The following is a 22,941-nucleotide window of genomic DNA, read 5'->3' on the forward strand; positions in this document are numbered from 1 at the left end:
GAGCTCCTTATCTCGCACGTTTGCAGCTTTTTGCAGACGGAATATCTTTTTCTATTAAAAATCCTATAATGGAAAGGACGAATAAAGTTAAGTTAAAAGTTAAAGGGTTGAATGGATGACTTAGAGAAGTTGGTTCCACGAAAATAGCCGATAAGGTTAACAAAGGAAAAAGGAGCATCTGCAAACCTAGCAATCTGCTTTTATTTTTATAAAATAACCAAATTAATCCGAAAAGTACTTCTGCTGAACCTATTCCAATAACGGCTAGAGAGGATTGGCTGGTTGACAATAAGAGCAAACTCTTTGTCATCGAGATTTCCTCGGGATGCATTGTAATTAACTTAGGAACTAACCCTTGATAAATCCAAACAAAGGAGAACAAGAAAGTAACCATCCAATGAGTAAAGAATCGTACGTATTGCGAGGATGGAGAATCTCCTTTTTCAAGCCATCTCTTTAATACATCGAAACTTAGTGCAGTTGCCCATCCTATAAGCGGTCGAAAAACTAACAGGTCAAAAAATCTTCCAATAGCACCAAAATTAGTTTCATAATCGTATTGTGTAAGAAATTTAATCGAATTTTGATTAGGTTGATACTTCCAGTAACCTTTTCCTTCACGAATGATTGAAATCGCTTGGTCCGTCCCAAAGTGCAAGGAAGATGTTCTTGAATCGTCTTTTGCATGAAATGTTCCAACGCTTTTCCCCCACCCAGCAATGCTCAATCCAAATCCGATATTCGTTTTATATTCAAAATGTTGCGGTTGATTTTCTTCTTTTGGTAAGTAGGTGATAGAAGAAAAGCGTAGATCCCATTGCTCATGCAGATCCGGTTTCTGAGTGGCTTCCCATAACTTATCTATTTCAGATTCGATGGTTATTTCTACATATATTGGCTTTCTCTTCATTATTTTCACCTCAAATCAAGCTTATCATAATATGGAGGTGTTTTCGCTAGTGATGAAGAATAGATTCAAAGAGAAATAATTTGTTTATGTGATAGGAGATTATCTAAAATGGGAATTAAAAATTTAGCACAAAAAGCGATAGTGAAAATATTTAAAACTGGAATAAGAAATTCAGCAAAAGCAGTTATAGTAAAAGATGGGAAGCTATTAACTATTAAACTACATGAAAATGGTGGAACATATTATATTCTACCTGGTGGTGGACAAAAGCATGGTGAAAATCTTCATCAAGCATTAACAAGAGAGTGTAGAGAAGAGCTAGGAGCAGAAGTGGAAATTGGAGAATTGATATTTGTAAGAGAATATATTGGAAAAAACCATGAACTAGCTGCATATCATTCTCATGCGCATCAAACGGAATTTATGTTTTTATGTAACGTTAATCAACATATATTTACTAATGGAAATAACCCAGATAAGGGTCAAGTAGGGACGGAATGGTTACCAATTACTGAGTTGTTAGATTATAAACTATTTCCTCAAGCGTTAAGAACACATTTAATTTCTTATTTTGAAAGTGGAAAGGCTACTTGCTATGTAGGTGATATTAATTGAACTGGCATTCTATTTGGAAGGAGTGATTTTTGATGAAACGATTTATGTATTATTTTGGTTGGTCCTTATTTATTGGTTTTATCTGTTATTTAGGTAGCATGTATTATATGAGTTTAAAATCCTATGCCGAAGCAACGTTTGACTACAAAAGAATATTTATTTTCAATCTTGTGTTTCCTATAATAATTGGAATGTTTTTTAAGCTACCTACATTCGTCAAGGACATTCAGCAACAGAAAAAATGGACGTTCGATTGGGTAAAATTATTAGCTATTGGTATCCCATCGATATATATAGCGACTTCTCCACTTTGGACTTATACCTCAATTGGGGAACACTTTTTGTTTGCAAATTATTTAAGAATGACAATTAGTACTCCATTCACAACAGCAGCAGGAATTGTACTTGGTTACTGCTTGTTAGATATTCTAAAAAAGTAAAACAATTAATAATCATCGGTGCTACTTAAAACATCCTTTGGGGAAGGAGATCAGATGAAAAAGAATAAAACAGTTAAACAACAGTTAGTTACTGGATGCATTTTTCTAGGAACCTAGGCCGGGTACCACATAACCCAAACTGAGTACCACATAACTAAGTCCGAGTGCCACAAACCGATCTGATTACCACATAAACTGGGCGGGGTACCACATAACCTAAACTGAGCACCACATATCCATCAATCTAGTACTCAAGACTTTTCCAATTTCATCATATAAAACCCACTCCAAGCAAATACAATGGAAGCTACATAAAAGATACTTCCAATCGTCAGAAAGTCAACTAAATATCCAGTTACAATAACCGCTAAAGCAGCACCAACTGATGTCCATATATGATAGCGTCCAATTTCTTTTCCTGCCGTCTCTTTTTGAACCGTACGAGCTAGAACTGTTTTTTCAGAGTTTTTCTGAACTGCCCCAAGTAAACCCATTACAACTTGAAGGATATAAACATGCCAAATTTCATATGAAAGCGGAAAAATGAGCAAAATCAGTGCCATTCCCCAAGAATAAATGATTAATAGAATTTTATCTCCCGTTTTATCAGCGAGCTTACCAATCACGGAATAGCTTATTGCTGCAGTCAGTGCAAATAATCCGTATGCCCATCCAAACTGTGAGTAGCTAGTGCCGACATTTTTTAACAACAACACATAGAAAGGAAAAATCATGCTTGCTGCCATACCTATAGTGCTTTGATAGACAATAAATCTTCTGTAATTCATCAGTGATACTCCTTATAGAAAAGATTCATGAAACGGTGATTAGGATCATACTTTTCCTTCATTTTAAAGAATTCATCTGCTCTAGGATATGCCTCTTCCAACTGTGCTTTCGTAGGATAGTTATAGTAAGGAAGATAATAGCTTCCATCATGAGCTAATGTAATATCAATCATCTTTCGAACAACTTGACCTGTTTCTGCAATACTGTCTTTACTGGTTCCTTGATTTATAAGTAAAACGAGGGCAAACATGTCTTCTTTTGCATAAGACAGGACTGCTTCATCATTCTTCTTCACATATCGAATGGTAATGTTCAGCAAATTAAAGTCTTTTTCATTTTGGAGCATTTCTCTTAAGTCATCGATATAGTTGGTAAACTCATTTATTGGTACGAAATATTCTTGCAGCACTTCCGTTTTATTTGTATTGTCATACTCCATAAATGTTGATTCGGAACGCATGACATTATTTCTTGAAATTAATGAGCCATCGATCTTCTTATTGTATGTTTCTTGCGTTTTCCAAAACATATTCTTTCCCCAATCATTTATACGGGAAAGACCAAGAAAGAATTTTGGGACAGCAATGATACTTTCCCGTTTTAATTTAGTGTATTTGTTAAAAAGTAATTGATCATTTGCTGTGAAATAATTAGTTATATACATATCCGTCAAAAAGTTATCCGGTGCAACCGAAATTCTTGCTAGATGCATTTTTATAGTGTCATTTCCAAGAACATTATTAGTGAAATAGGAACTGTACTCATCGTAAGCTAGCGATTTAGTTTGAACTTGATAGAGTTCGTCATCTCTCAATTGCAAAGTTACATCAAGAATTACACCGAATAACCCGTAACCCCCAATGACCAGACGAAAGAGTTCAGGGTTTTCTTCACGACTGACATGAATAATATCCCCTTCTGCATTAAGTAATCTAAATGATTTTACGGATTCAATTAAAGAAGTATTTCTAATGTCACGGCCGTGAACATTCACACTTAATGAACCACCCACAGTGAAAATATTTTGCGATTGACTAACCATTAAAGCAAGTCCATACGGATTAATATAGGATTGTATGTCAGCCCAAGTTACTCCACTTTGAACAGTGATGAGTTTATTCTCTTTATCTAGTTCTAGAATTTTATTATAGTTTTTCATATCGAGTTGAATTCCATTTGGATAGAGGGTTTGACCACCTTGACTATGCTGCATGCCTGCAATAGAAATTGAATCATTATGCATATTCGCTTGTTCAATAATTTTACGGAGTTTCTCCTCATCATCACTTGATTTCACTGCCTTCATCTTGGTAGGTAAAAGTCTCCCATAATCCTCTACAATTGGATGGGACAATTGAAAATGAAATATTTTAAAGGAGCAAATTAATAAGACTATATATAAAATAAAAACCAAATAACGATTTTTGAAAATTTGTCTCGCCTCCTTTTACAAATGCAACTATACTTTAACATCTGAAGTGGTATTTTAATAGATAGTATTCTTATGGATGAAACAGATTGGTCTTAGATAATTTAGTGTCATTAATATTTGTTGTAAAAAGGAAAGGATTATTATCTCGACATTAATTGAAATCCCGTTCAAAAAGGCAAAAAAATAGCATATAACCCCATTAGGAGGACTGAATATTAAGCCATTAGAATTTTTACAATCCTATGATTTACATGATAGTCTTGTAGAATCAATTCAATTTAATTCCGCTGAAAATATGCTCTTAATAAAGGTAGAACTAAATAATTGGAAACAGAACAATTATAATGAAGTAGAACCAGAGATGTTAAAATGTCAACTGGTGTTTAATGGTGTTTCTACTTTTGAAATGCAACCCAATACAAATGTTGATTTTGATGAAATTTTGGAAATAGGGTTAATAGACGATTTTGGAAAAATTAAAATTGTTTTAAGCAGTAACGAAGATGTTACAGTTCTAATATTTAATGCAAAAGAAGTAAACTTTATAAAAAGATAATAGGTAATCAGGGTACAGTAAAGTAGAGGTGTAATAGTTATGCTAGGAAAACTAGATAGTAAAATAGCTGATAATAAAATAGATGAAGCTGTTGCTATAGTAGAAGAACTAGGTAGTAAAAAGATAGTTGAAGCAGTTCATCTTTTGATTCATCATGTATTAACTACAAAAAATGTTATATTGAGAAATGCAATTGCTATAGCATTAGCTGACATTGGAAGTAAGGAAGCTATAGAGCCTTTGATAAGTTTACTGAAAAACCCAAATACAATTGGTGCTAGAGGTACAATATTGTATGCTTTGGAATCTTTTCAGTGCGCAGAGTATATAGAACTGTTTGCTGAATTGTTAGGTGAAGATAGTTTTGAGGTGAGCAGACAGGCATTTATTTTGATAGATTCTCATTCAGAAAATATCTCAAGTGAAACAAAGGAAAGTTGTATAAGAATCATTCAGAAAAAAATTGATCGCATAACTGACCAGAAAGAATTTTTAATTGATTCTTTGGAAGAATTAGGATGGGAATAAGAGTGCCATTTAAAGACAACTGAATACCACATAACCCGAATTGAGCACCACATAACTCAGTCCGAGCAACACATACCAGAAAACAAACAAACATTCCCACGAAATTATCAAAAAAAGGATAATGAAGTGACTCAGTCACTTTCACTATCCTAAAATATTCTATGTTAATAGTATAGACTTTTCTTATTTTCCTTTAAACACTGGTTTTCTTTTTTCACTAAACGCGTTTAATGCTTCTACTCGATCTTCTGTTGGAATAGTGATTTCGTAAGCTTTACGTTCAATGTTTAACCCCGTATGTAGGTCTACATTCATGCCGTGTTTGATAGCAAACTTTGCTTGTTGAAGGGCGATTGGTCCATTGCCAAGCATTAATGCTGCAAAATTTTCTGTTTCTACTATTAATGTTTCACGCGGTGTAACCTTTGTTACTAAACCGTATGCAAGTGCTTCTTCTGCTTTTAGTCTTTTTGCTGTTAAAATAAGCTCTAGTGCTTTTGCTTCTCCGATAAGTCGTGGTAGACGTTGAGTACCACCTGCACCTGGAATAATGGCTAAACTTGTTTCAGTTAACCCTAATTGAATATCATCTGCTGCAATTCGAAAATCACATGCTAGTGCAAGTTCTGTACCTCCACCAAAGGCGTAACCATTTAGCATGGCAATCGTTGGTTGCGGAAGATTTTCTATAGCAGAGAATACTTCTCCAATTTTATAAATATTTCTTTTTACTTGTTGATCGGTTAAATTTTTTCGTTCTTTTAAGTCTGCCCCTACACTAAATGATTTTACTCCAGCTCCTGTGAAAATCACAACACGGATATCTGGATTTATACGGATCGATTCCGTGATATCCCCTAGCTCTCGAAGCATCTCGTAATTAAATGCATTTAGTGCTTCGGGTCTATTTAGTGTTACATAAGCCAAATTTCCGTGCTGTTCATAATAAATCGATTTCATTTCATTTCCCCCTAAAAAATACAATTATTTCCCCATACAAAACATATCATTTTACTAGTAGTCTGTCATCTATAGAAATGTATTCAAAATAGGTCGATTTTCCTTTTCCAGTTTGGTACAATTATGTTATTGAAATCACAAAGATTTGAGGAATTCACGTGGACATTTTTGTTGCGAGACAACCTATTTTTACTAAAAATGAGCGCATTTTTGGTTATGAATTATTATATAGAGATGGTCAAAGTGATTCTTTCCCCATTCTAGAGGGTGATACCGCTACTTTAGACGTGTTGGTAAATTCGTTCCTTACGATTGGAATTAATGAATTAGCAGGAGAAAAAATTTGTTTTATTAACTTTACAGAAAATTTGTTAGAGGAAGATATATTTGCGAAATTTCCATCGAATCGAATAATAGTAGAAATATTAGAGGATATTCCTATTACGGTTTCTTTACTTCAAAAAATACGGAAAATAAAATCTCTTGGTTTTTTAATTGCTCTAGATGATTTTGTCCTTCAAAAAAATGTTACTTTGTATGATGAGCTATTTTCTATTGTTAACTTCATAAAGGTAGATTTTCTTTCAAGTACAACTAAAGAAAGACAAGCTATAGAACAAATTGTTAAAGCGAATTATCCAAATGTTGTTTTGCTTGCGGAGAAAGTGGAAACACGGGCCGAATTTTACGAGGCTAAAGAGGCAGGATATAAGCTCTTTCAAGGGTACTTCTTTGCTAAACCGGAAATTATTAAAGGTACTGAAATACCAACTAATATGGCGCAATATTTTCGAATCATTAACTTATTGAGAGATAAATCTGCTTCAATTGAGGAGGTTGCAGATGAAATCGAACGGGATGTTTCTCTATCATTCAAAGTGTTAAAGATGATTAATTCTCCTGCTGTTCGTACGAAATCAAAGGTTCGTTCTATTAAGCAAGGCGTGCTCATGCTTGGTTTAGAAGAATTAAATCATTGGTTATATGTTTTAATGCTTCGGGAAACAAAGATAAATCATTCAGGAGATGGATTGGCTCTCATTGAAGCATCATTATTTAGAGCAAAGTTTTGTGATTTACTCGCAAGACGTAAGCTTTTACCAAATGCTTCTGAATATTTCATAATAGGGATGTTTTCTTTAATTGATACATTATTGCACCGTTCCATGAATCAATTATTAAAGGAGCTACCTCTTTCAGATGAAGTGGCAGAAACACTGAGTGGCACGAAAACCGAAATGACACCTTATTTAGAATTTACCATTGCTTGTGATGAAGTTCGATGGAACGACATAGTAGCTGGAGCGGAAGTGCTTGGTATTGAGCACGCTACAATAAATGATTTTTACTTAGAAGCACGTCGTTGGGCTGCTGAAATTATAAAATAAATAACGATAATAAAAGCCTCGATGAGCTTGTAATTTGCTCATCGAGGCTTTTACTTTTAGTTCATTAAATTGGAAGAAAATATTTGTTCTAGAATGTTGCGTTTTCCTACAAAAGATGTACAATTAGGATAGAACAGGTGTTCTTAAAAAGGAGAATGCGACATGCCACTAATACCGGAAGAATCAATACCATATTTAGAAAACATGATCTATCTCCCAATGGTATTAACTATTTTAGAGAAAGATCGAACGATTTTTGAGCAAGCTCCCTTTAAGTTGAAGCGGCCGTATATATCCATGGTTGAAGAAGCTGCAAAGCATGTACAAAAAGAATTAAAAGAAACGCATATTTATATGAAGCGACATAGTATGAAAGTTCTTCGTGGGGAAGGGGATGATATGTTCACAGAATATGTTTTTTTTCATGGTGGGTATGAGGAACATCGTCGTTATCTAAACGTCCGCCTCCGCAACAGAGTGGAAGAACTACTTTCTATGTACTTCGCTCTAGTAGAAAAAATTCGTTAGTCTTGGAAATATTTCTGAGAAAATTGATTGCGTGATGTTAAGAATTCAGTATGTGATAGACGACTCATTCTTTTTAAAAAATGCATTTTTAGAAGATTTGCAAACCCCACTTGTTTACTTAACGTAATGGTGGAGGAGTTTACTGCAATCTTTTTGCCATTTATTAATACTACCGTACAACCATCCTCACTTGGTTCAAACCTGTCAATAGCATTAAGTGCAAACCAAACATTTAAATCCGATTTAGGAGACAAAAGTGGTATTAAAATAAATGGACTTCCATAGTCATGAGCCACAACTATAGGGAGTTTAAGATAATTGCCAAGCGTATCTTTTGAAAAATCTTTAGCTTGTTGAAAAGAAGAACCGTAATAGGCACATGATTGACGAACAATATCATAAGGCTTCTTACCTATTAGAATGGGCTCTCCCGTAATATTAGTAACCTTTGTATAAATCTTGTTATTTATTCGAACTGGCTGCAATACCGCAGTTTCAAATGAAACTAGGAAGGATTTATCATCTGCTTTTTTTGACATAATATTCACTCCTTAGTAGTTTATACATCAATTATAGTTAAATTTGGAAGTAAATCAAGTAAATATAACGAATTTTAAAAATCTTTGAATTAATCTCAAATTCACAATTTTCTCAAAATGATTGCAACTCTTGTTTTACTTTTATATAATGGATAAAAGGCATCGGGGTGATGGAGATGGACAAACAATATTCATATGCAGATTTTTTGAAAGCAATGGGTCAAACCGGTAAAGAAAGTTCTGCCGAGAAATTGTTGAATGAAATATATCTTGATATGTTTTTGAACATTATCCACCGGGAACAAAGTAGTTATCGATTATTAAAGTTGATTGATGAAGCTCTTGATAAAAGAGATCAGGTAACATTTATGAAGTATACGAAGGCATTACAACAATTACAAAGTACAAAGTAAAAGCCGCTTATGCAGAGCGGCTTTTCTTTTCTAATTCAAAAAAACATACGTTCGTTTTCTTCGTTTTTAAAAACGAATTATGTTAAACTAAAAACATCTAAACCGTAGGAGGCATACTATGGATCAACTATTCGATTTACAAGCTCCATATGACCCAGCAGGGGATCAAATAAAAGCAATCGAACAACTAGTAGAAGGTGTGCGAGAAGGAAAAAAACATCAAACGTTGCTTGGGGCTACTGGTACCGGAAAGACGTTTACAATATCAAATGTTATTCAACAAACAAATAAACCAACACTTGTGATGGCGCATAATAAGACACTTGCAGGACAGCTATATAGTGAATTTAAAGAGTTCTTTCCAAATAATGCAGTGGAATATTTCGTCAGTTATTATGATTATTATCAACCGGAAGCGTACGTACCACAAACGGACACATATATAGAAAAGGATTCAAGTATAAACGAAGAGATTGATAAGCTTCGTCACTCGGCGACATCTTCTTTGTTCGAAAGAAAAGATGTCATTATTATTGCGTCAGTTTCTTGTATATATGGCCTCGGAAATCCAGAGGAATATAAAGAAATGGTCGTTTCGCTTCGAACGGGCATGGAAATAGAAAGGAACCAGCTCTTGCGAAAGTTAGTTGATATTCAATATGAGCGAAATGATATTAACTTTACGAGAGGGACATTTCGCGTAAGAGGGGATGTTGTGGAAATTTTTCCTGCCTCTCGCGATGAAAAATGTCTACGAGTAGAATTTTTCGGAGATGATATCGATCGTATACGTGAAGTAGACGCATTGACAGGTGAGATATTAGGGGAACGAGATCATGTAGCAATATTTCCAGCTTCCCACTTCGTTACACGTGAAGAAAAAATGCTCCTAGCTATTGAAAATATAGAAAAAGAACTAGAGGTACAACTTAAAATTTTACGAAGTGAAGACAAGTTACTAGAAGCACAACGTTTGGAACAACGGACAAACTATGATTTAGAAATGATGCGAGAAATGGGTTTTTGTTCAGGAATTGAAAACTACTCTCGTCATCTGACTCTACGTGAAGCAGGGGCAACACCATATACGTTGCTCGACTATTTTCCGAAAGACTTTTTAATAGTAGTAGATGAAAGTCATGTTTCGTTACCCCAAGTAAGAGGAATGTATAATGGTGACCAAGCAAGAAAGTCGGTCCTAGTAAATCATGGGTTCAGATTGCCATCTGCTCTTGATAACCGACCACTTACTTTTAGCGAATTTGAAGATCATGTTCATCAAGCTATCTTCGTATCAGCTACTCCAGGTCCATACGAATTAGAACATACTCCGGATATGGTCGAACAAATTATTCGTCCAACAGGGTTATTAGATCCAATTATTACAGTGAAACCAATTGAAGGTCAAATAGATGATTTAATCAATGAAATACATGAGAGAACCTTAAAAAATGAACGAGTGCTAATTACAACATTAACGAAGAAAATGTCAGAGGACTTAACCGATTATTTAAAAGAAATTGGAATTAAAGTTCAATATTTGCATTCAGAAATAAAAACACTAGAACGAATTGAAATAATAAGAGAACTCCGTTTGGGGACGTATGATGTATTGATCGGCATTAACTTACTTCGAGAAGGTATTGATATTCCAGAAGTATCCCTTGTCGCAATATTAGATGCAGATAAAGAAGGATTTTTACGCTCCGAACGTTCCTTAATTCAAACGATTGGAAGAGCTGCACGGAACTCCCATGGAGAAGTAATTATGTACGCAGATAAAATGACCGATTCTATGCGTAAAGCAATTGATGAAACAGAACGCCGACGTACCATTCAAATAGAATACAATGAAAAGCATGGAATTACACCGAAAACTATCGAGAAGAAAATTAGAGAAGTTATTCGTGCATCACAAGTTGCAGAAGAAGAGGCTACTTATGCACAGCAGTTAACGAGTGGTAAACCATTAACAAAAGAAGAGAAGGCAGCGTTATTAGTAAATCTTGAAAAAGAAATGAAGGAATCGGCCAAAGCGCTTAACTTTGAACGTGCAGCAGAATTACGTGATGCAATCCTGGAATTGAAGTTGGAAGGATGATAGTGTGAAAAATCAAGAGATTGTTATACAAGGTGCACGAGCACATAACTTAAAAAATGTAAGCCTAAAAATACCGAGGGATAAGCTTGTTGTGATGACAGGCTTGTCTGGATCTGGAAAATCATCTCTAGCATTTGATACGATATATGCGGAAGGACAACGACGTTATGTGGAGTCCTTATCAGCGTATGCACGTCAATTTTTAGGGCAGATGGATAAACCAGATGTGGATGTTATTGAGGGACTTTCACCTGCAATTTCTATTGACCAAAAAACGACTAGTAAGAATCCACGTTCCACTGTAGCGACTGTAACGGAAATTTACGATTATTTACGTCTATTATTTGCTCGAGTAGGAAAACCGATATGTCCAACCCACGGAATTGAGATTAGCTCACAAACGATTGAACAAATGGTTGATCGTTTGAGCGAGTATCCGGAAAAAACGCGTATGCAAGTATTAGCTCCCATCGTCTCTGGTAGAAAAGGTACGCATGTAAAATTGTTAGAAGATATGAAAAAACAAGGATATGTACGTGTCCGAATAGACGGTGAGTTAATCGATTTAGATGATGATATTAATTTAGATAAAAATAAAAAACATAATATAGAAGTAGTTATTGACCGGATTGTGATGAAGGAGGGAGTAGCGCCTCGTTTAAGTGATTCGTTGGAATCCGCACTGCGAATTGCTGATGGAAGGGTATTAATTGACGTGATGGAACATGAAGAAATTTTATTTAGTGAACATCATGCTTGTCCGATTTGTGGTTTTTCTATAGGTGAGTTAGAACCGCGGATGTTTTCTTTCAATAGTCCATTCGGTGCATGCCCAGAGTGTGATGGATTAGGAACGAAACTAGAAGTGGATCCCGAATTAGTAGTTCCAGATAAATCACTAACACTCGAAGAAGGTGCAATTATTGCTTGGCAACCAACAAGCTCACAGTACTATCCCAAATTATTAGAAGCAGTATGTAAACACTACAAAATAAAAATGAATGTACCCGTAGAGAAATTGCCGATAGATCAGTGGAATAATATTATGTATGGTTCTAGAGAAGATAAAATTCATTTTCGCTATGAAAATGAATTTGGACAAGTACGGGACAACAAGATTCAATTTGAAGGAGTTCTATCCAATATAGAACGAAGATATAAAGACACATCCTCGGATTATATTCGGGAACAAATGGAAAAATATATGGCTCAACATAATTGTCCAACTTGTAAAGGATATCGATTAAAAGAAGAAACACTTGCGGTAAAAGTGGATTCCTTACATATTGCTCAAGTAACGGAGTTTTCAATAGAAGAAGCAAACCATTTCTTCAATCAGTTGACGTTATCAGAAAAAGATATGCAAATTGCAAGATTAGTTTTAAGAGAAATTCACGAACGTCTAGGCTTTTTAGAAAACGTTGGACTTGATTACTTAACATTGAATCGTGCAGCAGGTACATTATCAGGAGGAGAAGCACAGCGAATCCGTCTTGCTACTCAGATAGGATCAAGGCTTACAGGGGTTTTATATATATTGGATGAGCCTTCGATTGGTTTACACCAACGTGATAATGATCGATTGATCGAGACATTAAAAAATATGCGAGATATCGGTAACACGCTAATTGTAGTAGAACATGATGAGGATACCATGATGGCGGCCGATTATTTAATCGATGTTGGACCAGGTGCTGGAATTCGTGGCGGCGAAATTGTAGCTGCAGGAACGCCTGAACAAGTAATGAAAAATAAAAAATCATTAACTGGGCAGTATCTAAGTGGAAAAAAATTCATTCCTTTACCAACCGAGAGAAGAAAACCAGATGGACGTTTTATCAAAATTAAAGGGGCATCTGAAAATAATTTGAAAAATGTCAGTGTAGATATTCCTTTAGGAGTATTTACAGCAGTAACTGGTGTTTCTGGATCTGGGAAAAGTACGCTTGTAAATGAAATTCTATATAAATCGCTTGCACAAAAGCTGAACCGGTCAAAAGTGAAACCGGGAGCGAACAAAAGCATAGAGGGAATAGAAGAATTGGAGAAAGTAATTGATATTGACCAATCTCCAATTGGTCGTACACCAAGATCTAATCCAGCTACCTATACAGGGGTATTTGATGATATTCGTGACTTATATGCTGCTACAAACGAAGCAAAAGTAAGAGGCTATAAAAAAGGAAGATTTAGTTTTAATGTAAAAGGTGGACGCTGTGAAGCATGTCGCGGAGATGGCATTATTAAAATTGAAATGCACTTTTTACCAGATGTGTATGTACCTTGTGAAGTTTGTCACGGAAAACGGTATAATCGTGAAACATTGGAAGTACAATACAAAGGGAAAAATATTGCAGAAGTTTTAAAAATGACAGTAGAAGATGGATTAGCATTTTTTGAAAACCATCCGAAAATTAGCCGTAAATTACAAACTATTGTCGATGTGGGTCTTGGATATATGGAGTTAGGTCAACCTGCTACAACATTATCAGGTGGAGAAGCCCAACGTGTAAAACTTGCATCGGAATTGCATAAACGATCAAACGGAAAATCATTTTATATTCTTGATGAACCAACAACTGGTTTGCATGTAGATGATATTGCCCGCTTACTTATAGTGCTACAGCGTCTCGTAGAAAATGGCGACTCTGTGCTAGTCATTGAACATAATTTGGATGTTATTAAGACAGCAGATTATATGATTGATTTAGGTCCTGAAGGCGGCGACAAAGGTGGAACAATCGTTGGAGTGGGGACTCCAGAAAAAATAGCTACAACAAAAGGATCTTACACAGGAAAATATTTAAAAACAATTTTGGAACGCGACCGTGAGAGAATGGATGAAGTAGTTTCAAAAGCAACGAAAAAGAAAAAAGTTGCAATAGAATCCAAATGAAACTTTTTTTCCCTTTAATCGTATTAAGTAGTGTAAGAAGTTAAACAGACTTTTAACTTAAGAGGAGGCCTTTCACTATGCAAGAGGAACGTAAACGTATTTTAGATATGGTTGAAAACGGCACAATTTCTGCACATGAAGCATTAGTCTTATTAGAAGCACTTGGCAAGCAATCAGCACCTGTAACTACACCGGTAAAAAAAGAGCAAAAACAGGAATACTCATCTACGGAACAAGCGGATTCTCAATCGCACAACAAGCAACAGAGCTCTGATTTTATAGAAGACTTAAAAAGAGATTTTACGGTAGTAGGAGAACGTTTTATGCAGTTTTTACAAGGAACCGTAGATAAAATAAAAGAATTTGATTTTGAAATGCCTTTTGGTGAACCTGTAGTTTTCCAAGAAAAGTTAGTAGTAGAAGAAGCGCAATTTGATGATATATCTATAGATATTGCAAATGGTAAAGTTGAAATCTTTCCAACAGAAGAATCTGATACACACGCAGATGTAACCGTTAAATCATATAAAAACACGTCAGAAGAAGAAGCGAAAAATCGTTTTCACTCGGATTTTCTTTTTAAAACAGAAGGAAATAAATTACGTATATATAGTGATATGAAAACAACATCTGTTCAAGTTGCGCTATATGTCCCTAAAAAAGCTTATAATGATATATCAGCTCGTTTATTTAATGGTGATTTTAGTGCAAAGAACATCGAAGCAAATTCGTTTAAAGTGAAAACAACAAACGGAAAAGTGAAATTGGAAGAATTACAATTTGGAAGAGCAGATATTGAAACGGTAAATGGAACGGTTCAAGTACAACAAGTCATAGGTGATTCCATTGAGGTAGAAACGATTAATGGGCGCATTTATGTAGATGGAAAGTTGAAGGAAGTAGAAGGCTCTTCTGTCAGTGGGCATGTTATTTTAACGACTAAAGATAAGGAAGCACGTAAAATTGAAGGAACTGCAGTCGCAGGAACTGTCGAATTATATGTACGGAAAGATGTTTCGTTAAAAGGAGAAGCTACTTCTCAACTAGGAAAAATAGATGTGCAGCTTGCAGATGTCACACAACTAAACCAATCAGAACAATTATTAAATAAAAAAGTAGGATTCACGAAAATAGTAGAATCTGAAGGACAGCCTCTAAGAGTATACGGTGATGCAAAAACCGGAACTGTCCTTGTACGTTATACATTAGAAAGTGAATAAATAAAAAAGCTGACAAAGAGCTAAATGCTTCTGTCAGCTTCAGGCTGCAGATAAACTCAATTAAAACGAGTTAATCTGCAGTCTTTTTTTTTAGAATGAAATAATAACGCGGATTTCCGTTTCAGGTGGACGCTTTCCACGGGGTGAGCGTTCCAAGATCTTGATTAGCTTTCTAATCCCCTAGGAGTCGCTGCCTTCCGCTCCAATCAACATGGCTAATAAGATAATCAAGATGCTTCGCCTAATAATGAACTGGTACTTTCCTAGGTTTATAATAGGAAAAGTGGACATAGAGAAAAATAGCTAGTATCCATTAATAAAGTAGCGAAGTCGCGGACGAAATTGTATCTTCGTCCGCTTTTAAAAGAATAGGAAAGCATCTTATCTCTCATTATCCAAACTAAATGCATCATGACTTTACATACTACAAGAGTGCGACGGACAAACACCCGCCACAAGATGACCAAAAATGGATCGTGAAGTGACGCAATCACTTCACGATCCATAGTTCTAACGGTAATAGTGTAGCTAATGTTTCGTCCAAAGCACTCTGGTAAAGGTGAGGACTAGATGTACTTAGAGGGAATCTTGCATTTTACGAGTCCAACATAGGATAGCACTAGAAATAGCATTTGCGCAAAGTCTTCTATAAGAAGCAGTTTGTAATAATAATGCTTCTGCTTTATTTGTCATAAAGCCACATTCTACTAAAACGGCAGGCATTTTAGTATCGCGAAGTACGGCGAAATTGGCTTGTTTCACTCCACGATTGTTTCGCTTTGTAATAGAGCACAAAGAGTCTTGAATAAACTTTGCAAGTATTTTAGAATCCTCGGAAGGCTTCGTATAAGTAAAAGTTTCAATTCCACTTACTTCATTCCACGAATAGCCAAACGCATTTGCATGAACGGAAACAAATGCATCTACTTTTAGCTGATTTGCTAAAGCAGTCCTTTCGTTAAGTGGGACATCTGAAGTTCCGATATGGCTTAGAATGACGATTAACCCATATTCCTGTAGTTCCTCTTTTATTTGAAGTACAACTGCCTGATTGAATTCAAATTCTCTCATCTTACCATCAGGTGTTCGTTTTCCCGGTGTTTCTGGTCCATGACCAGCATCAAGCATAATTTTCAACGATAATCTTCTCCTTTCTAATAATAAATAGAAAGAGAAAAGATAAATGGATACTATAAAATAGAATAATCATGCTAAAATAAATACTATGTGAAACAGTAGTGCGAAAGGAGACTTATTGTATGCCTCATGTGACGACAAAGGATGTAAAAGAAAAGTTCAATCTTACATTAGTAAGTGGGGAAGAAGGAATTGGTCGGCATATTGCAATTAGTGATATTTCTCGTCCAGGGATTGAAATGGCTGGATATTTCATGCATTACCCATCCAATCGCATTCAGCTTTTAGGGAAAACAGAAGTTTCCTTTTTTCAGCTTTTAACACCAAAAGAAAAAGAAGAACGAATGATGAAGTTATGTGCGCAAGATACACCAGTCATTATTATTTCGCATGGCATGGAAGTTCCAGAAGAGTTAATCGAAGCTTCCAATAAAAATTCCGTTCCAGTGTTAACAACAAATATGCCAACGACAAGATTTTCAAGTAAGCTTACAAATTTCTTAGAAAGTCGGCTAGCTCCAACAACAGCGGTCCACGGAGTATTAGTGGATATATACGGAGTTGGCGTACTAATCACTGGAAAAAGTGGTGTTGGTAAAAGTGAAACCGCTCTAGAACTAGTCAAAAGAGGGCACCGATTAGTAGCAGATGACTGTGTAGAAATTAGGCAAGAAGGAGAAGATACACTAGTTGGTAGTGCTCCAAAACTAATCGAGCATATGCTTGAAATCCGTGGGATAGGCATTATCAATATCATGACTTTATTTGGTGCTAGTGCAATTCGTAGTTATAAACGTATCACTCTAGTAATCGAACTAGAATTATGGGAGGCCGAAAAAACGTATGATCGGCTTGGGTTGGAAGAAGAAAAGATGGAAATTATCAATACCTCTATAACAAAACATACCATTCCAGTACGACCTGGACGAAACTTATCTGTAATTATTGAAGTAGCAGCAATGAATTATCGTTTAAAACGGATGGGTGTCAATGCAGCAGAGGACTTTGCAAAACGTTTAGACGATGTGATAAGCCAGAATGAAGAAAACGAATATTAAAGAGATGGTAGAAGGGAGTTACATATGATTTTATTACAAGCAATTAATCCAGTGGCTTTTTCTCTTGGACCGATTGATGTTAGATGGTACGGGATAATTATTGCATGTGGCATTATATTAGCGTTTATAGTGGCACAACGGGAAATGGTGAAGCGAGGGTTTGATCAAGAATATTTAACAGATTTGCTTATTTGGGCAGTGCCTTTAGCAATTGTGGGTGCCAGAATATATTATGTTACCTTTAAATGGGACTTTTATAGTCAAAATCCAGAAAAAATTATTCAAATATGGAATGGTGGAATTGCAATTCATGGTGCATTAATTGCATCATTTCTAACTGCTTATTTCTTTACTAAAAAAAGAGGAACTTCTTTCTGGAAACTAACCGATATATTGGCACCAAGTTTATTAATTGGCCAAGCAGTGGGGCGGTGGGGAAACTTCATGAACCAAGAGGCGCATGGAGGAGAAGTAACTAGAACATTTTTAGAAAACTTAAAGCTTCCAAACTGGATTATTGAGCAAATGAATATTGAGGGTAAATACTATCATCCAACATTTTTATATGAATCACTATGGAATATTATAGGGGTCATAATACTGATTTTGCTTCGTAAAGTAAATTTACGTAGAGGCGAAATGTTCCTGTTCTATTTAACATGGTATTCAGTAGGACGTTTCTTTATTGAAGGAATGCGTACAGATAGTCTATATTTAATAGGGGAATTAAGAACCGCTCAAGTAGTATCGTTACTAGCAATTGCAATTTCAATTATTCTATTTATATACAGAAGAGTAACGATTAAACCTGCAGTTCGTTACCTAGATAAGTAAAGAAAGTAGGGTAAGCTTTGGGAATTATAAAAAGGGGTTTGTTAGCTGGTTTAAAAACGACATGGACATTAAGTAAAATAATATTTCCAATCACATTAATTATTGTCATTTTACAATATACACCTGTTTTACCTTGGATAATTCAGTTCATAACTCCTTTTATGGAGTTAATAGGACTTCGAGGGGAAGCTGCAATTCCGTTAGTACTAGGAAATGGACTGAATTTGTATGCAGCAATCGCAGGTATACTTTCAATGGATTTAACTGTGAAAGAAGTATTTATATTAGCGACGATGCTTTCTTTTTCTCATAATATTTTTATCGAAACGGGAGTTGCTCTTCGAGTAGGGGTAAAACTTTGGATAGTGTTAGTCGTACGATTTGGTTTAGCTATTCTTTCTGCAATTATTATTAACCTTGTTTGGCATGGTGGTGGGGAAATAGCTAAATATGGAGGAGCAACGGCAACTCAGTATATACCAAATGGATGGGGAGAGATTGTGTTCCTTGGCTTACAAAAAGCAACTTTTGGAGTTTTACACCTGGCCGTTATTGTCATCCCATTAATGATTATTATCCAATATTTAAAAGAAAAGAATTATTTACAAAAATTCTCAAAAGCAATTAGTCCTTTTACTAAAATAATTGGATTGAAGCCAAATGCCTCCTTAACATTAGTTGCTGGACTTATTACAGGGTTAGCCATTGGAGCAGGTGTAATGATTCAAGCGGTCAAAGAAGACGGTGTAAGTAAAAAGGATGCAACGATTGCTTTTATCTTCTTAGTTGCTTGTCATGCTGTTATAGAGGATACGCTCATCTTTATTCCATTAGGAGTACCGATTTTGCCATTATTTTTAATCAGGATATTGACAGCATTTATTTTGACGATTATTGTCGCCTTTATTTGGAATAAAGCCGATCAGAGAAAACAAGAGGAAGTGGTAACTTCATGATTAGAGACCCTTATACTGCAATATTGTTTGATTTTGATGGAACGCTATTAAATACAAATGAATTGATAATCGAATCTTTTTTACATGTTTTAGGAGAAAAATTTCCTGGGAAATACGATAGAGAAAGTGTCCTGCCTTTTTTAGGACCAACTTTAGCTGAGTCATTTAACACGATCGACCCTGCTCTATCCGAGTCATTAATCGAAGCTTATCGCACTTGGAATATTAACATGCATGATCAAATGGCGGTTCCTTTCGATGGCGTTGTAGATACTTTATACAAACTAAAAGAGCAAGGATATAAGCTAGCAGTCGTATCGACAAAAAGACGAGTTATGATTGATCGAGGCATTAAACTGATGAAATGTGAAGATCTTTTCGACACAATTGTTGGATTAGATGATGTAAAAAAGACTAAGCCAGATCCAGAGCCAATTGAGTTAGCATTAACAAGACTTGGTGTCGAAAAAGAGCAAGCATTGATGATTGGTGACAATATGCATGATATTGTTGGTGGTCAACGGGCTGGTGTAGATACAGCAGCTGTAGCATGGTCCCTGAAAGGAGAAGCGTTTCTAGCTACCTTTTTTCCAACGTATATGATTCATCATATTAGTGAATTGCTTACTATAGCAAAAGGTCAAACTGTATGAGGAAAACAGAAAGATATCCTGTAAGTGGAGCAAATTCACTGTGGCATGTGTACGATACAGTTCCTTTTTGGAAAGTAGTAAAGAATTTCATATTCATACAAGCTGCGAGATACTCACCATTTTTAAGTTGGAAGAACTTTTTCTACCGAGTTTTTCTCAAAATGAAAATTGGGGAAGAAACATCTTTTGCGTTAATGGTAATGGTTGATGTAATGTTCCCAGAGCGCATTAAAGTCGGTAACAATTCGATAATCGGTTATAATACAACCATATTAGCCCATGAATATTTAATCGATGAGTATCGCATTGGAGATGTAATTATCGGCGATCGAGTACTAATAGGTGCCAATACAACTATACTTCCTGGAGTAACGATTGGTAATGATGCCATAGTTTCTGCAGCAACACTTGTGAACCGAGACGTTCCGGAAGGGTGTTTTGTTGGAGGGAATCCAATGCAAGTAATCTTTACAAAAGAAGAAATGTTAGAACGAAACAAATAATACAAAGAGCTATCTTTCTAAAGGATAAGCCGTTCAGTTTTGATCACGAATTAGTAATAAGAACACAAATAGACATTCAATTATCACTACAATTGGATGTCTATTTTTTTATTGTCATATCAACGTTATTTTTATTGTTATTTTGACTGCTAAATCGAAGCTTAATTCAACAAGCTACAATTATCATTGCAGTAGCTCTACATAGACATCTAAACGTATGAATAGTACACTTCCAAATTGGCGAATATTTAGGTAAATAAAAAACGCCAAACTATTTGTTCGGCGTAAAGGTATTAATGTGCTTATTTAACTAAAGCACCACGTTAGCATAAGTACAATTCTTCACAACCCCTGTCTTTCAATAAGAAAAAGGCATAAAGCCTTAGCTATAAATTTTTTATTTATCCCCGTGTATATATTAATAAATTGTAAACCGCACGTACAATTGTTGTTGACCATAATAACTGTGTTTTTTAAAGAGACAACCCAAAACGAAAGCTACTCGTTTAAGTAGAATTATTCACAACCTAAACAATATTAACCATAGTTTTCGGCTTCACCGTTAAAATTCACTTGTTAGCTTAACGATTTTTTAAGTATTTCATCCCAATGAGATAAATAAAGTAAGTGTCCTTCATTATTAATAAAAGAATATGTGGAATTAGGGTATTTCTCAAGAAGGTAATTAGAAGTCTCCGAAGTCCAAATAGTATCTTTTCCTCCTTGCCAAATATTAACATTCACATCAAGTAAAGGGTTGCTTATATGCTCTATTGCTTTACACAATGAAAGAGCATCGTAATAAACCCCGATCCCCCCATTACTATATGCTTCCACTGCACCTTTCATCATAACTGTCCGAATTAGCGGGTCATTTACCACTTTCTGGTCGCTTTCAACCATTTGTTGTATAGACTCTTGCATTGTACCATCCAAATTATTGGATAATTTCTTACTGAGACTTTTAAAATAAAACTTTGTCATGATGGGGATGTACCTGTTCAAATTAGAAATCATTTTCCAATTTGAAGGTAGAATCTTTTTGGTTTCAGTACTATTTAGAGGTATTGCACTACTAACTAAATTAAGAGACGTGACTTTTTCGGAATATTTATCAGCGAAAACCTGGCTATATAATCCACCAGCTGACCAACCAATAATCGAAACCTTTTGAATTTCTTTAGCAATGAGAAAATCATTTATAAAATCTGCAAAGTCCTCCATAGAATATTTCAGCATCAAATCTGAGTCTCCATAACCTGGACGATTAACGGCAAAAAAACGAACATTATATTTATCTAATATTTTTGTATCGGGATGAATGGAACTAACCGATGAACCAAATCCATGAAAGAAGATAACTGTATTTTCATTTGTATCCCCATAACTTATATACGATAATTTTCGATTATCTTGTAAAAAAATAAATGAGTCTTGCAAGAATATATACCTCTTTTCTTCTTTTTCTATTTAATATTCGGCATCGGAAATTAAAATCCTTCTTAATACAGATAGGTAAGCTTTTGAAGTTATCGCCAGCTTTTCCCCCCGTTCACACCGTACATGAAACTTTCACTTCATACGGCGTTCCAACTAATCCAATTCGATTTAATCATTAACACATTAGTAGATTAACGCCATCTGTGTCTCAATCCATCCGTTTCAATAAGTCGGTCCCTCCCGTGGGAGGTGAACCTCTATTAGTCTCACGAGAACCTTATTAACCGATAATGATTTGCCTTGCATGAATAAATGATTTTTCATTAGTCTAGTGGCTATCCCTCCATGTGGATTAGACATTTCACTGGTACTGTACCACCACTTTCACTGATATAAAGACAAGTTATACAACTACTAATATCATAATTATTTTCCTTGCCAACGTTTCGTTGGGAGTAAGCCCTCCACGTTATCAGCTTACAACGTTGAATTATATCTATTATAGAATGAACTTAGGTGCTTCCTGTAAGCCTGTTAGCATTCATACGCCTGTAACGTATCATGGATTTTCATATTAGTTAGTCTTACTCATCCACATCTAACCTCACAATTTGGTGATATACACATTTCTATGTATCGCAGTTTTAGACCCGTACATTCAGATATTCGTCAGCTTAACCTTTTCTTTTAGGTTTATTCGCATTCTCACCATATTCATTCAACTCAAGCATCATGAATTACACCACCCCCGCGGGTAGGATTTCGTCAGCCAAAGCTGTTACGGTAATTTCTCACGCCTTTTCACCGAGCTTATAACACAATCATTCTTACTAAATCCAGTGCTACTCGACTAAGAGAGAACCCCTCCGAGCGTTACTTCTTCATTTGATTCTTCGATATAATCCTTCAATTCCATAAGGAATTGCCTAGCCTTTACCAGAGAGATGTAACCATCCTCTATTTATACTAGGAACATTTCGCACAACTAAACTACTGCGTTAGTACAATAGGATATCACAGAAAGAAGTAACTTTTTTACATTCTA

The 22,941-nt window shown here is 35.4% G+C and carries 22 protein-coding genes; 15 read left to right on the forward strand and 7 right to left on the reverse strand.

Annotated features, from left to right (window positions below):
• Positions 1 to 7: 7 nt before the first annotated feature.
• The gene (locus tag ACTSKG_RS18090) at positions 8 to 910 is read right to left on the reverse strand and encodes a DoxX-like family protein (RefSeq protein ID WP_464755918.1); all 903 of its coding nucleotides are present in this window, start codon (positions 908 to 910) and stop codon (positions 8 to 10) included.
• 108 nt (positions 911 to 1,018) lie between these two features.
• Between ACTSKG_RS18090 and ACTSKG_RS18095 the strand changes: the two genes are divergently transcribed.
• Complete coding sequence (locus tag ACTSKG_RS18095; RefSeq protein ID WP_464755919.1) at positions 1,019 to 1,525, forward strand: NUDIX domain-containing protein; 507 nt, start codon at positions 1,019 to 1,021, stop codon at positions 1,523 to 1,525.
• Positions 1,526 to 1,557: 32 nt separating this feature from the next.
• A complete protein-coding gene (locus tag ACTSKG_RS18100) occupies positions 1,558 to 1,965 on the forward strand; it encodes a hypothetical protein (protein WP_464755920.1) in 408 nt (135 codons plus the stop codon).
• Between the two features lie 251 nt (positions 1,966 to 2,216).
• Here the strand turns inward: ACTSKG_RS18100 and ACTSKG_RS18105 are convergent, their stop codons facing one another.
• Complete coding sequence (locus tag ACTSKG_RS18105; protein ID WP_464755921.1) at positions 2,217 to 2,753, reverse strand: MFS transporter; 537 nt, start codon at positions 2,751 to 2,753, stop codon at positions 2,217 to 2,219.
• Positions 2,753 to 4,168, reverse strand: coding sequence for an FAD-binding protein (locus ACTSKG_RS18110; protein ID WP_464755922.1), 1,416 nt, complete (start codon positions 4,166 to 4,168; stop codon positions 2,753 to 2,755). The genes ACTSKG_RS18105 and ACTSKG_RS18110 overlap by 1 nt, the downstream gene beginning before the upstream one ends.
• Before the next feature lie 379 nt (positions 4,169 to 4,547).
• Between ACTSKG_RS18110 and ACTSKG_RS18115 the strand changes: the two genes are divergently transcribed.
• Together ACTSKG_RS18115 and ACTSKG_RS18120 are read left to right on the forward strand one after the other, a co-directional pair.
• Positions 4,548 to 4,742 (forward strand): hypothetical protein, encoded by a 195-nt coding sequence (locus ACTSKG_RS18115; protein ID WP_464755923.1) that lies wholly within the window; start codon positions 4,548 to 4,550, stop codon positions 4,740 to 4,742.
• Positions 4,743 to 4,781: 39 nt separating this feature from the next.
• Positions 4,782 to 5,270 (forward strand): HEAT repeat domain-containing protein, encoded by a 489-nt coding sequence (locus ACTSKG_RS18120; RefSeq protein WP_464755924.1) that lies wholly within the window; start codon positions 4,782 to 4,784, stop codon positions 5,268 to 5,270.
• Positions 5,271 to 5,453: 183 nt separating this feature from the next.
• On the opposite strand, the gene ACTSKG_RS18125 is transcribed toward ACTSKG_RS18120, so the two are convergent.
• Complete coding sequence (locus ACTSKG_RS18125; RefSeq protein WP_464755925.1) at positions 5,454 to 6,230, reverse strand: enoyl-CoA hydratase-related protein; 777 nt, start codon at positions 6,228 to 6,230, stop codon at positions 5,454 to 5,456.
• 158 nt (positions 6,231 to 6,388) lie between these two features.
• On the opposite strand from ACTSKG_RS18125, the gene ACTSKG_RS18130 reads away from it, so the two are divergent.
• On the forward strand, positions 6,389 to 7,618 hold the full coding sequence (locus tag ACTSKG_RS18130) for an EAL and HDOD domain-containing protein (RefSeq protein ID WP_464755926.1): 1,230 nt from the start codon (positions 6,389 to 6,391) through the stop codon (positions 7,616 to 7,618).
• A 162-nt stretch (positions 7,619 to 7,780) separates the two neighbouring features.
• Positions 7,781 to 8,146 carry a YhjD family protein gene (locus ACTSKG_RS18135; RefSeq protein WP_387585510.1) on the forward strand — a complete coding sequence of 122 codons (366 nt, stop codon included), beginning with the start codon at positions 7,781 to 7,783 and terminating at the stop codon, positions 8,144 to 8,146.
• Here the strand turns inward: ACTSKG_RS18135 and ACTSKG_RS18140 are convergent.
• Positions 8,143 to 8,685 carry a competence protein ComK gene (locus tag ACTSKG_RS18140; protein ID WP_464755927.1) on the reverse strand — a complete coding sequence of 181 codons (543 nt, stop codon included), beginning with the start codon at positions 8,683 to 8,685 and terminating at the stop codon, positions 8,143 to 8,145. The two genes, ACTSKG_RS18135 and ACTSKG_RS18140, sit on opposite strands and share 4 nt — an antisense overlap.
• Positions 8,686 to 8,861: 176 nt before the next feature.
• On the opposite strand from ACTSKG_RS18140, the gene ACTSKG_RS18145 reads away from it, so the two are divergent.
• From ACTSKG_RS18145 to ACTSKG_RS18160, 4 genes are all read left to right on the forward strand, one after another.
• Positions 8,862 to 9,098 (forward strand): IDEAL domain-containing protein, encoded by a 237-nt coding sequence (locus ACTSKG_RS18145; protein ID WP_464755928.1) that lies wholly within the window; start codon positions 8,862 to 8,864, stop codon positions 9,096 to 9,098.
• A 118-nt stretch (positions 9,099 to 9,216) separates the two neighbouring features.
• Positions 9,217 to 11,199: an excinuclease ABC subunit UvrB gene (uvrB, locus tag ACTSKG_RS18150; RefSeq protein WP_464755929.1), complete on the forward strand. Its 1,983-nt coding sequence runs from the start codon at positions 9,217 to 9,219 to the stop codon at positions 11,197 to 11,199.
• 4 nt (positions 11,200 to 11,203) lie between these two features.
• Positions 11,204 to 14,095: an excinuclease ABC subunit UvrA gene (gene uvrA, locus ACTSKG_RS18155; RefSeq protein WP_464755930.1), complete on the forward strand. Its 2,892-nt coding sequence runs from the start codon at positions 11,204 to 11,206 to the stop codon at positions 14,093 to 14,095.
• 77 nt (positions 14,096 to 14,172) lie between these two features.
• Positions 14,173 to 15,315 carry a DUF4097 family beta strand repeat-containing protein gene (locus ACTSKG_RS18160; RefSeq protein ID WP_464755931.1) on the forward strand — a complete coding sequence of 381 codons (1,143 nt, stop codon included), beginning with the start codon at positions 14,173 to 14,175 and terminating at the stop codon, positions 15,313 to 15,315.
• A gap of 576 nt (positions 15,316 to 15,891) precedes the next feature.
• Here the strand turns inward: ACTSKG_RS18160 and ACTSKG_RS18165 are convergent.
• Positions 15,892 to 16,443: an N-acetylmuramoyl-L-alanine amidase gene (locus ACTSKG_RS18165; protein ID WP_464758064.1), complete on the reverse strand. Its 552-nt coding sequence runs from the start codon at positions 16,441 to 16,443 to the stop codon at positions 15,892 to 15,894.
• A gap of 131 nt (positions 16,444 to 16,574) precedes the next feature.
• Here ACTSKG_RS18165 and hprK point away from each other — a divergent pair, with 131 nt between their 5' ends.
• The 5 genes from hprK to ACTSKG_RS18190 are packed head-to-tail and all read left to right on the forward strand — an operon-like array spanning position 16,575 to position 20,456.
• Positions 16,575 to 17,510, forward strand: a complete 936-nt coding sequence (gene hprK, locus ACTSKG_RS18170) for an HPr(Ser) kinase/phosphatase (protein WP_464755932.1) — start codon at positions 16,575 to 16,577, stop codon at positions 17,508 to 17,510.
• A 24-nt stretch (positions 17,511 to 17,534) separates the two neighbouring features.
• The gene (gene lgt, locus ACTSKG_RS18175; protein WP_464755933.1) at positions 17,535 to 18,344 is read left to right on the forward strand and encodes a prolipoprotein diacylglyceryl transferase; all 810 of its coding nucleotides are present in this window, start codon (positions 17,535 to 17,537) and stop codon (positions 18,342 to 18,344) included.
• A 17-nt stretch (positions 18,345 to 18,361) separates the two neighbouring features.
• Entirely contained in the window at positions 18,362 to 19,300 is a 939-nt protein-coding gene (locus tag ACTSKG_RS18180) for a nucleoside recognition domain-containing protein (RefSeq protein ID WP_464755934.1), read from the forward strand.
• A complete protein-coding gene (gene ppaX / locus ACTSKG_RS18185; RefSeq protein ID WP_464755935.1) occupies positions 19,297 to 19,953 on the forward strand; it encodes a pyrophosphatase PpaX in 657 nt (218 codons plus the stop codon). The genes ACTSKG_RS18180 and ppaX overlap by 4 nt, the downstream gene beginning before the upstream one ends.
• Positions 19,950 to 20,456 carry an acyltransferase gene (locus ACTSKG_RS18190; protein ID WP_464755936.1) on the forward strand — a complete coding sequence of 169 codons (507 nt, stop codon included), beginning with the start codon at positions 19,950 to 19,952 and terminating at the stop codon, positions 20,454 to 20,456. The genes ppaX and ACTSKG_RS18190 overlap by 4 nt, the downstream gene beginning before the upstream one ends.
• 576 nt (positions 20,457 to 21,032) lie before the next feature.
• Here ACTSKG_RS18190 and ACTSKG_RS18195 read toward each other — a convergent pair.
• On the reverse strand, positions 21,033 to 21,896 hold the full coding sequence (locus ACTSKG_RS18195; RefSeq protein WP_464755937.1) for an alpha/beta fold hydrolase: 864 nt from the start codon (positions 21,894 to 21,896) through the stop codon (positions 21,033 to 21,035).
• Positions 21,897 to 22,941 lie beyond the last annotated feature (1,045 nt).

The sequence above is a fragment of the Psychrobacillus syltrankelensis genome (genome assembly GCF_055454035.1).

Excerpts from the sequence above, each read along its gene's own strand:
- ppaX (WP_464755935.1), top strand. The coding sequence starts at position 19,297 with ATGATTAGAGACCCTTATACTGCAATATTGTTTGATTTTGATGGAACG.
- ACTSKG_RS18095 (WP_464755919.1), top strand. The coding sequence starts at position 1,019 with ATGGGAATTAAAAATTTAGCACAAAAAGCGATAGTGAAAATATTTAAA.
- ACTSKG_RS18120 (WP_464755924.1), top strand. The coding sequence starts at position 4,782 with ATGCTAGGAAAACTAGATAGTAAAATAGCTGATAATAAAATAGATGAA.
- ACTSKG_RS18160 (WP_464755931.1), top strand. The coding sequence starts at position 14,173 with ATGCAAGAGGAACGTAAACGTATTTTAGATATGGTTGAAAACGGCACA.
- ACTSKG_RS18115 (WP_464755923.1), top strand. The coding sequence starts at position 4,548 with ATGTTAAAATGTCAACTGGTGTTTAATGGTGTTTCTACTTTTGAAATG.
- ACTSKG_RS18125 (WP_464755925.1), bottom strand. The coding sequence starts at position 6,230 with ATGAAATCGATTTATTATGAACAGCACGGAAATTTGGCTTATGTAACA.
- ACTSKG_RS18190 (WP_464755936.1), top strand. The coding sequence starts at position 19,950 with ATGAGGAAAACAGAAAGATATCCTGTAAGTGGAGCAAATTCACTGTGG.
- ACTSKG_RS18140 (WP_464755927.1), bottom strand. The coding sequence starts at position 8,685 with ATGTCAAAAAAAGCAGATGATAAATCCTTCCTAGTTTCATTTGAAACT.
- lgt (WP_464755933.1), top strand. The coding sequence starts at position 17,535 with ATGATTTTATTACAAGCAATTAATCCAGTGGCTTTTTCTCTTGGACCG.
- ACTSKG_RS18105 (WP_464755921.1), bottom strand. The coding sequence starts at position 2,753 with ATGAATTACAGAAGATTTATTGTCTATCAAAGCACTATAGGTATGGCA.
- ACTSKG_RS18135 (WP_387585510.1), top strand. The coding sequence starts at position 7,781 with ATGCCACTAATACCGGAAGAATCAATACCATATTTAGAAAACATGATC.
- uvrB (WP_464755929.1), top strand. The coding sequence starts at position 9,217 with ATGGATCAACTATTCGATTTACAAGCTCCATATGACCCAGCAGGGGAT.
- ACTSKG_RS18100 (WP_464755920.1), top strand. The coding sequence starts at position 1,558 with ATGAAACGATTTATGTATTATTTTGGTTGGTCCTTATTTATTGGTTTT.
- ACTSKG_RS18165 (WP_464758064.1), bottom strand. The coding sequence starts at position 16,443 with ATGCTTGATGCTGGTCATGGACCAGAAACACCGGGAAAACGAACACCT.
- hprK (WP_464755932.1), top strand. The coding sequence starts at position 16,575 with ATGCCTCATGTGACGACAAAGGATGTAAAAGAAAAGTTCAATCTTACA.
- ACTSKG_RS18090 (WP_464755918.1), bottom strand. The coding sequence starts at position 910 with ATGAAGAGAAAGCCAATATATGTAGAAATAACCATCGAATCTGAAATA.
- ACTSKG_RS18145 (WP_464755928.1), top strand. The coding sequence starts at position 8,862 with ATGGACAAACAATATTCATATGCAGATTTTTTGAAAGCAATGGGTCAA.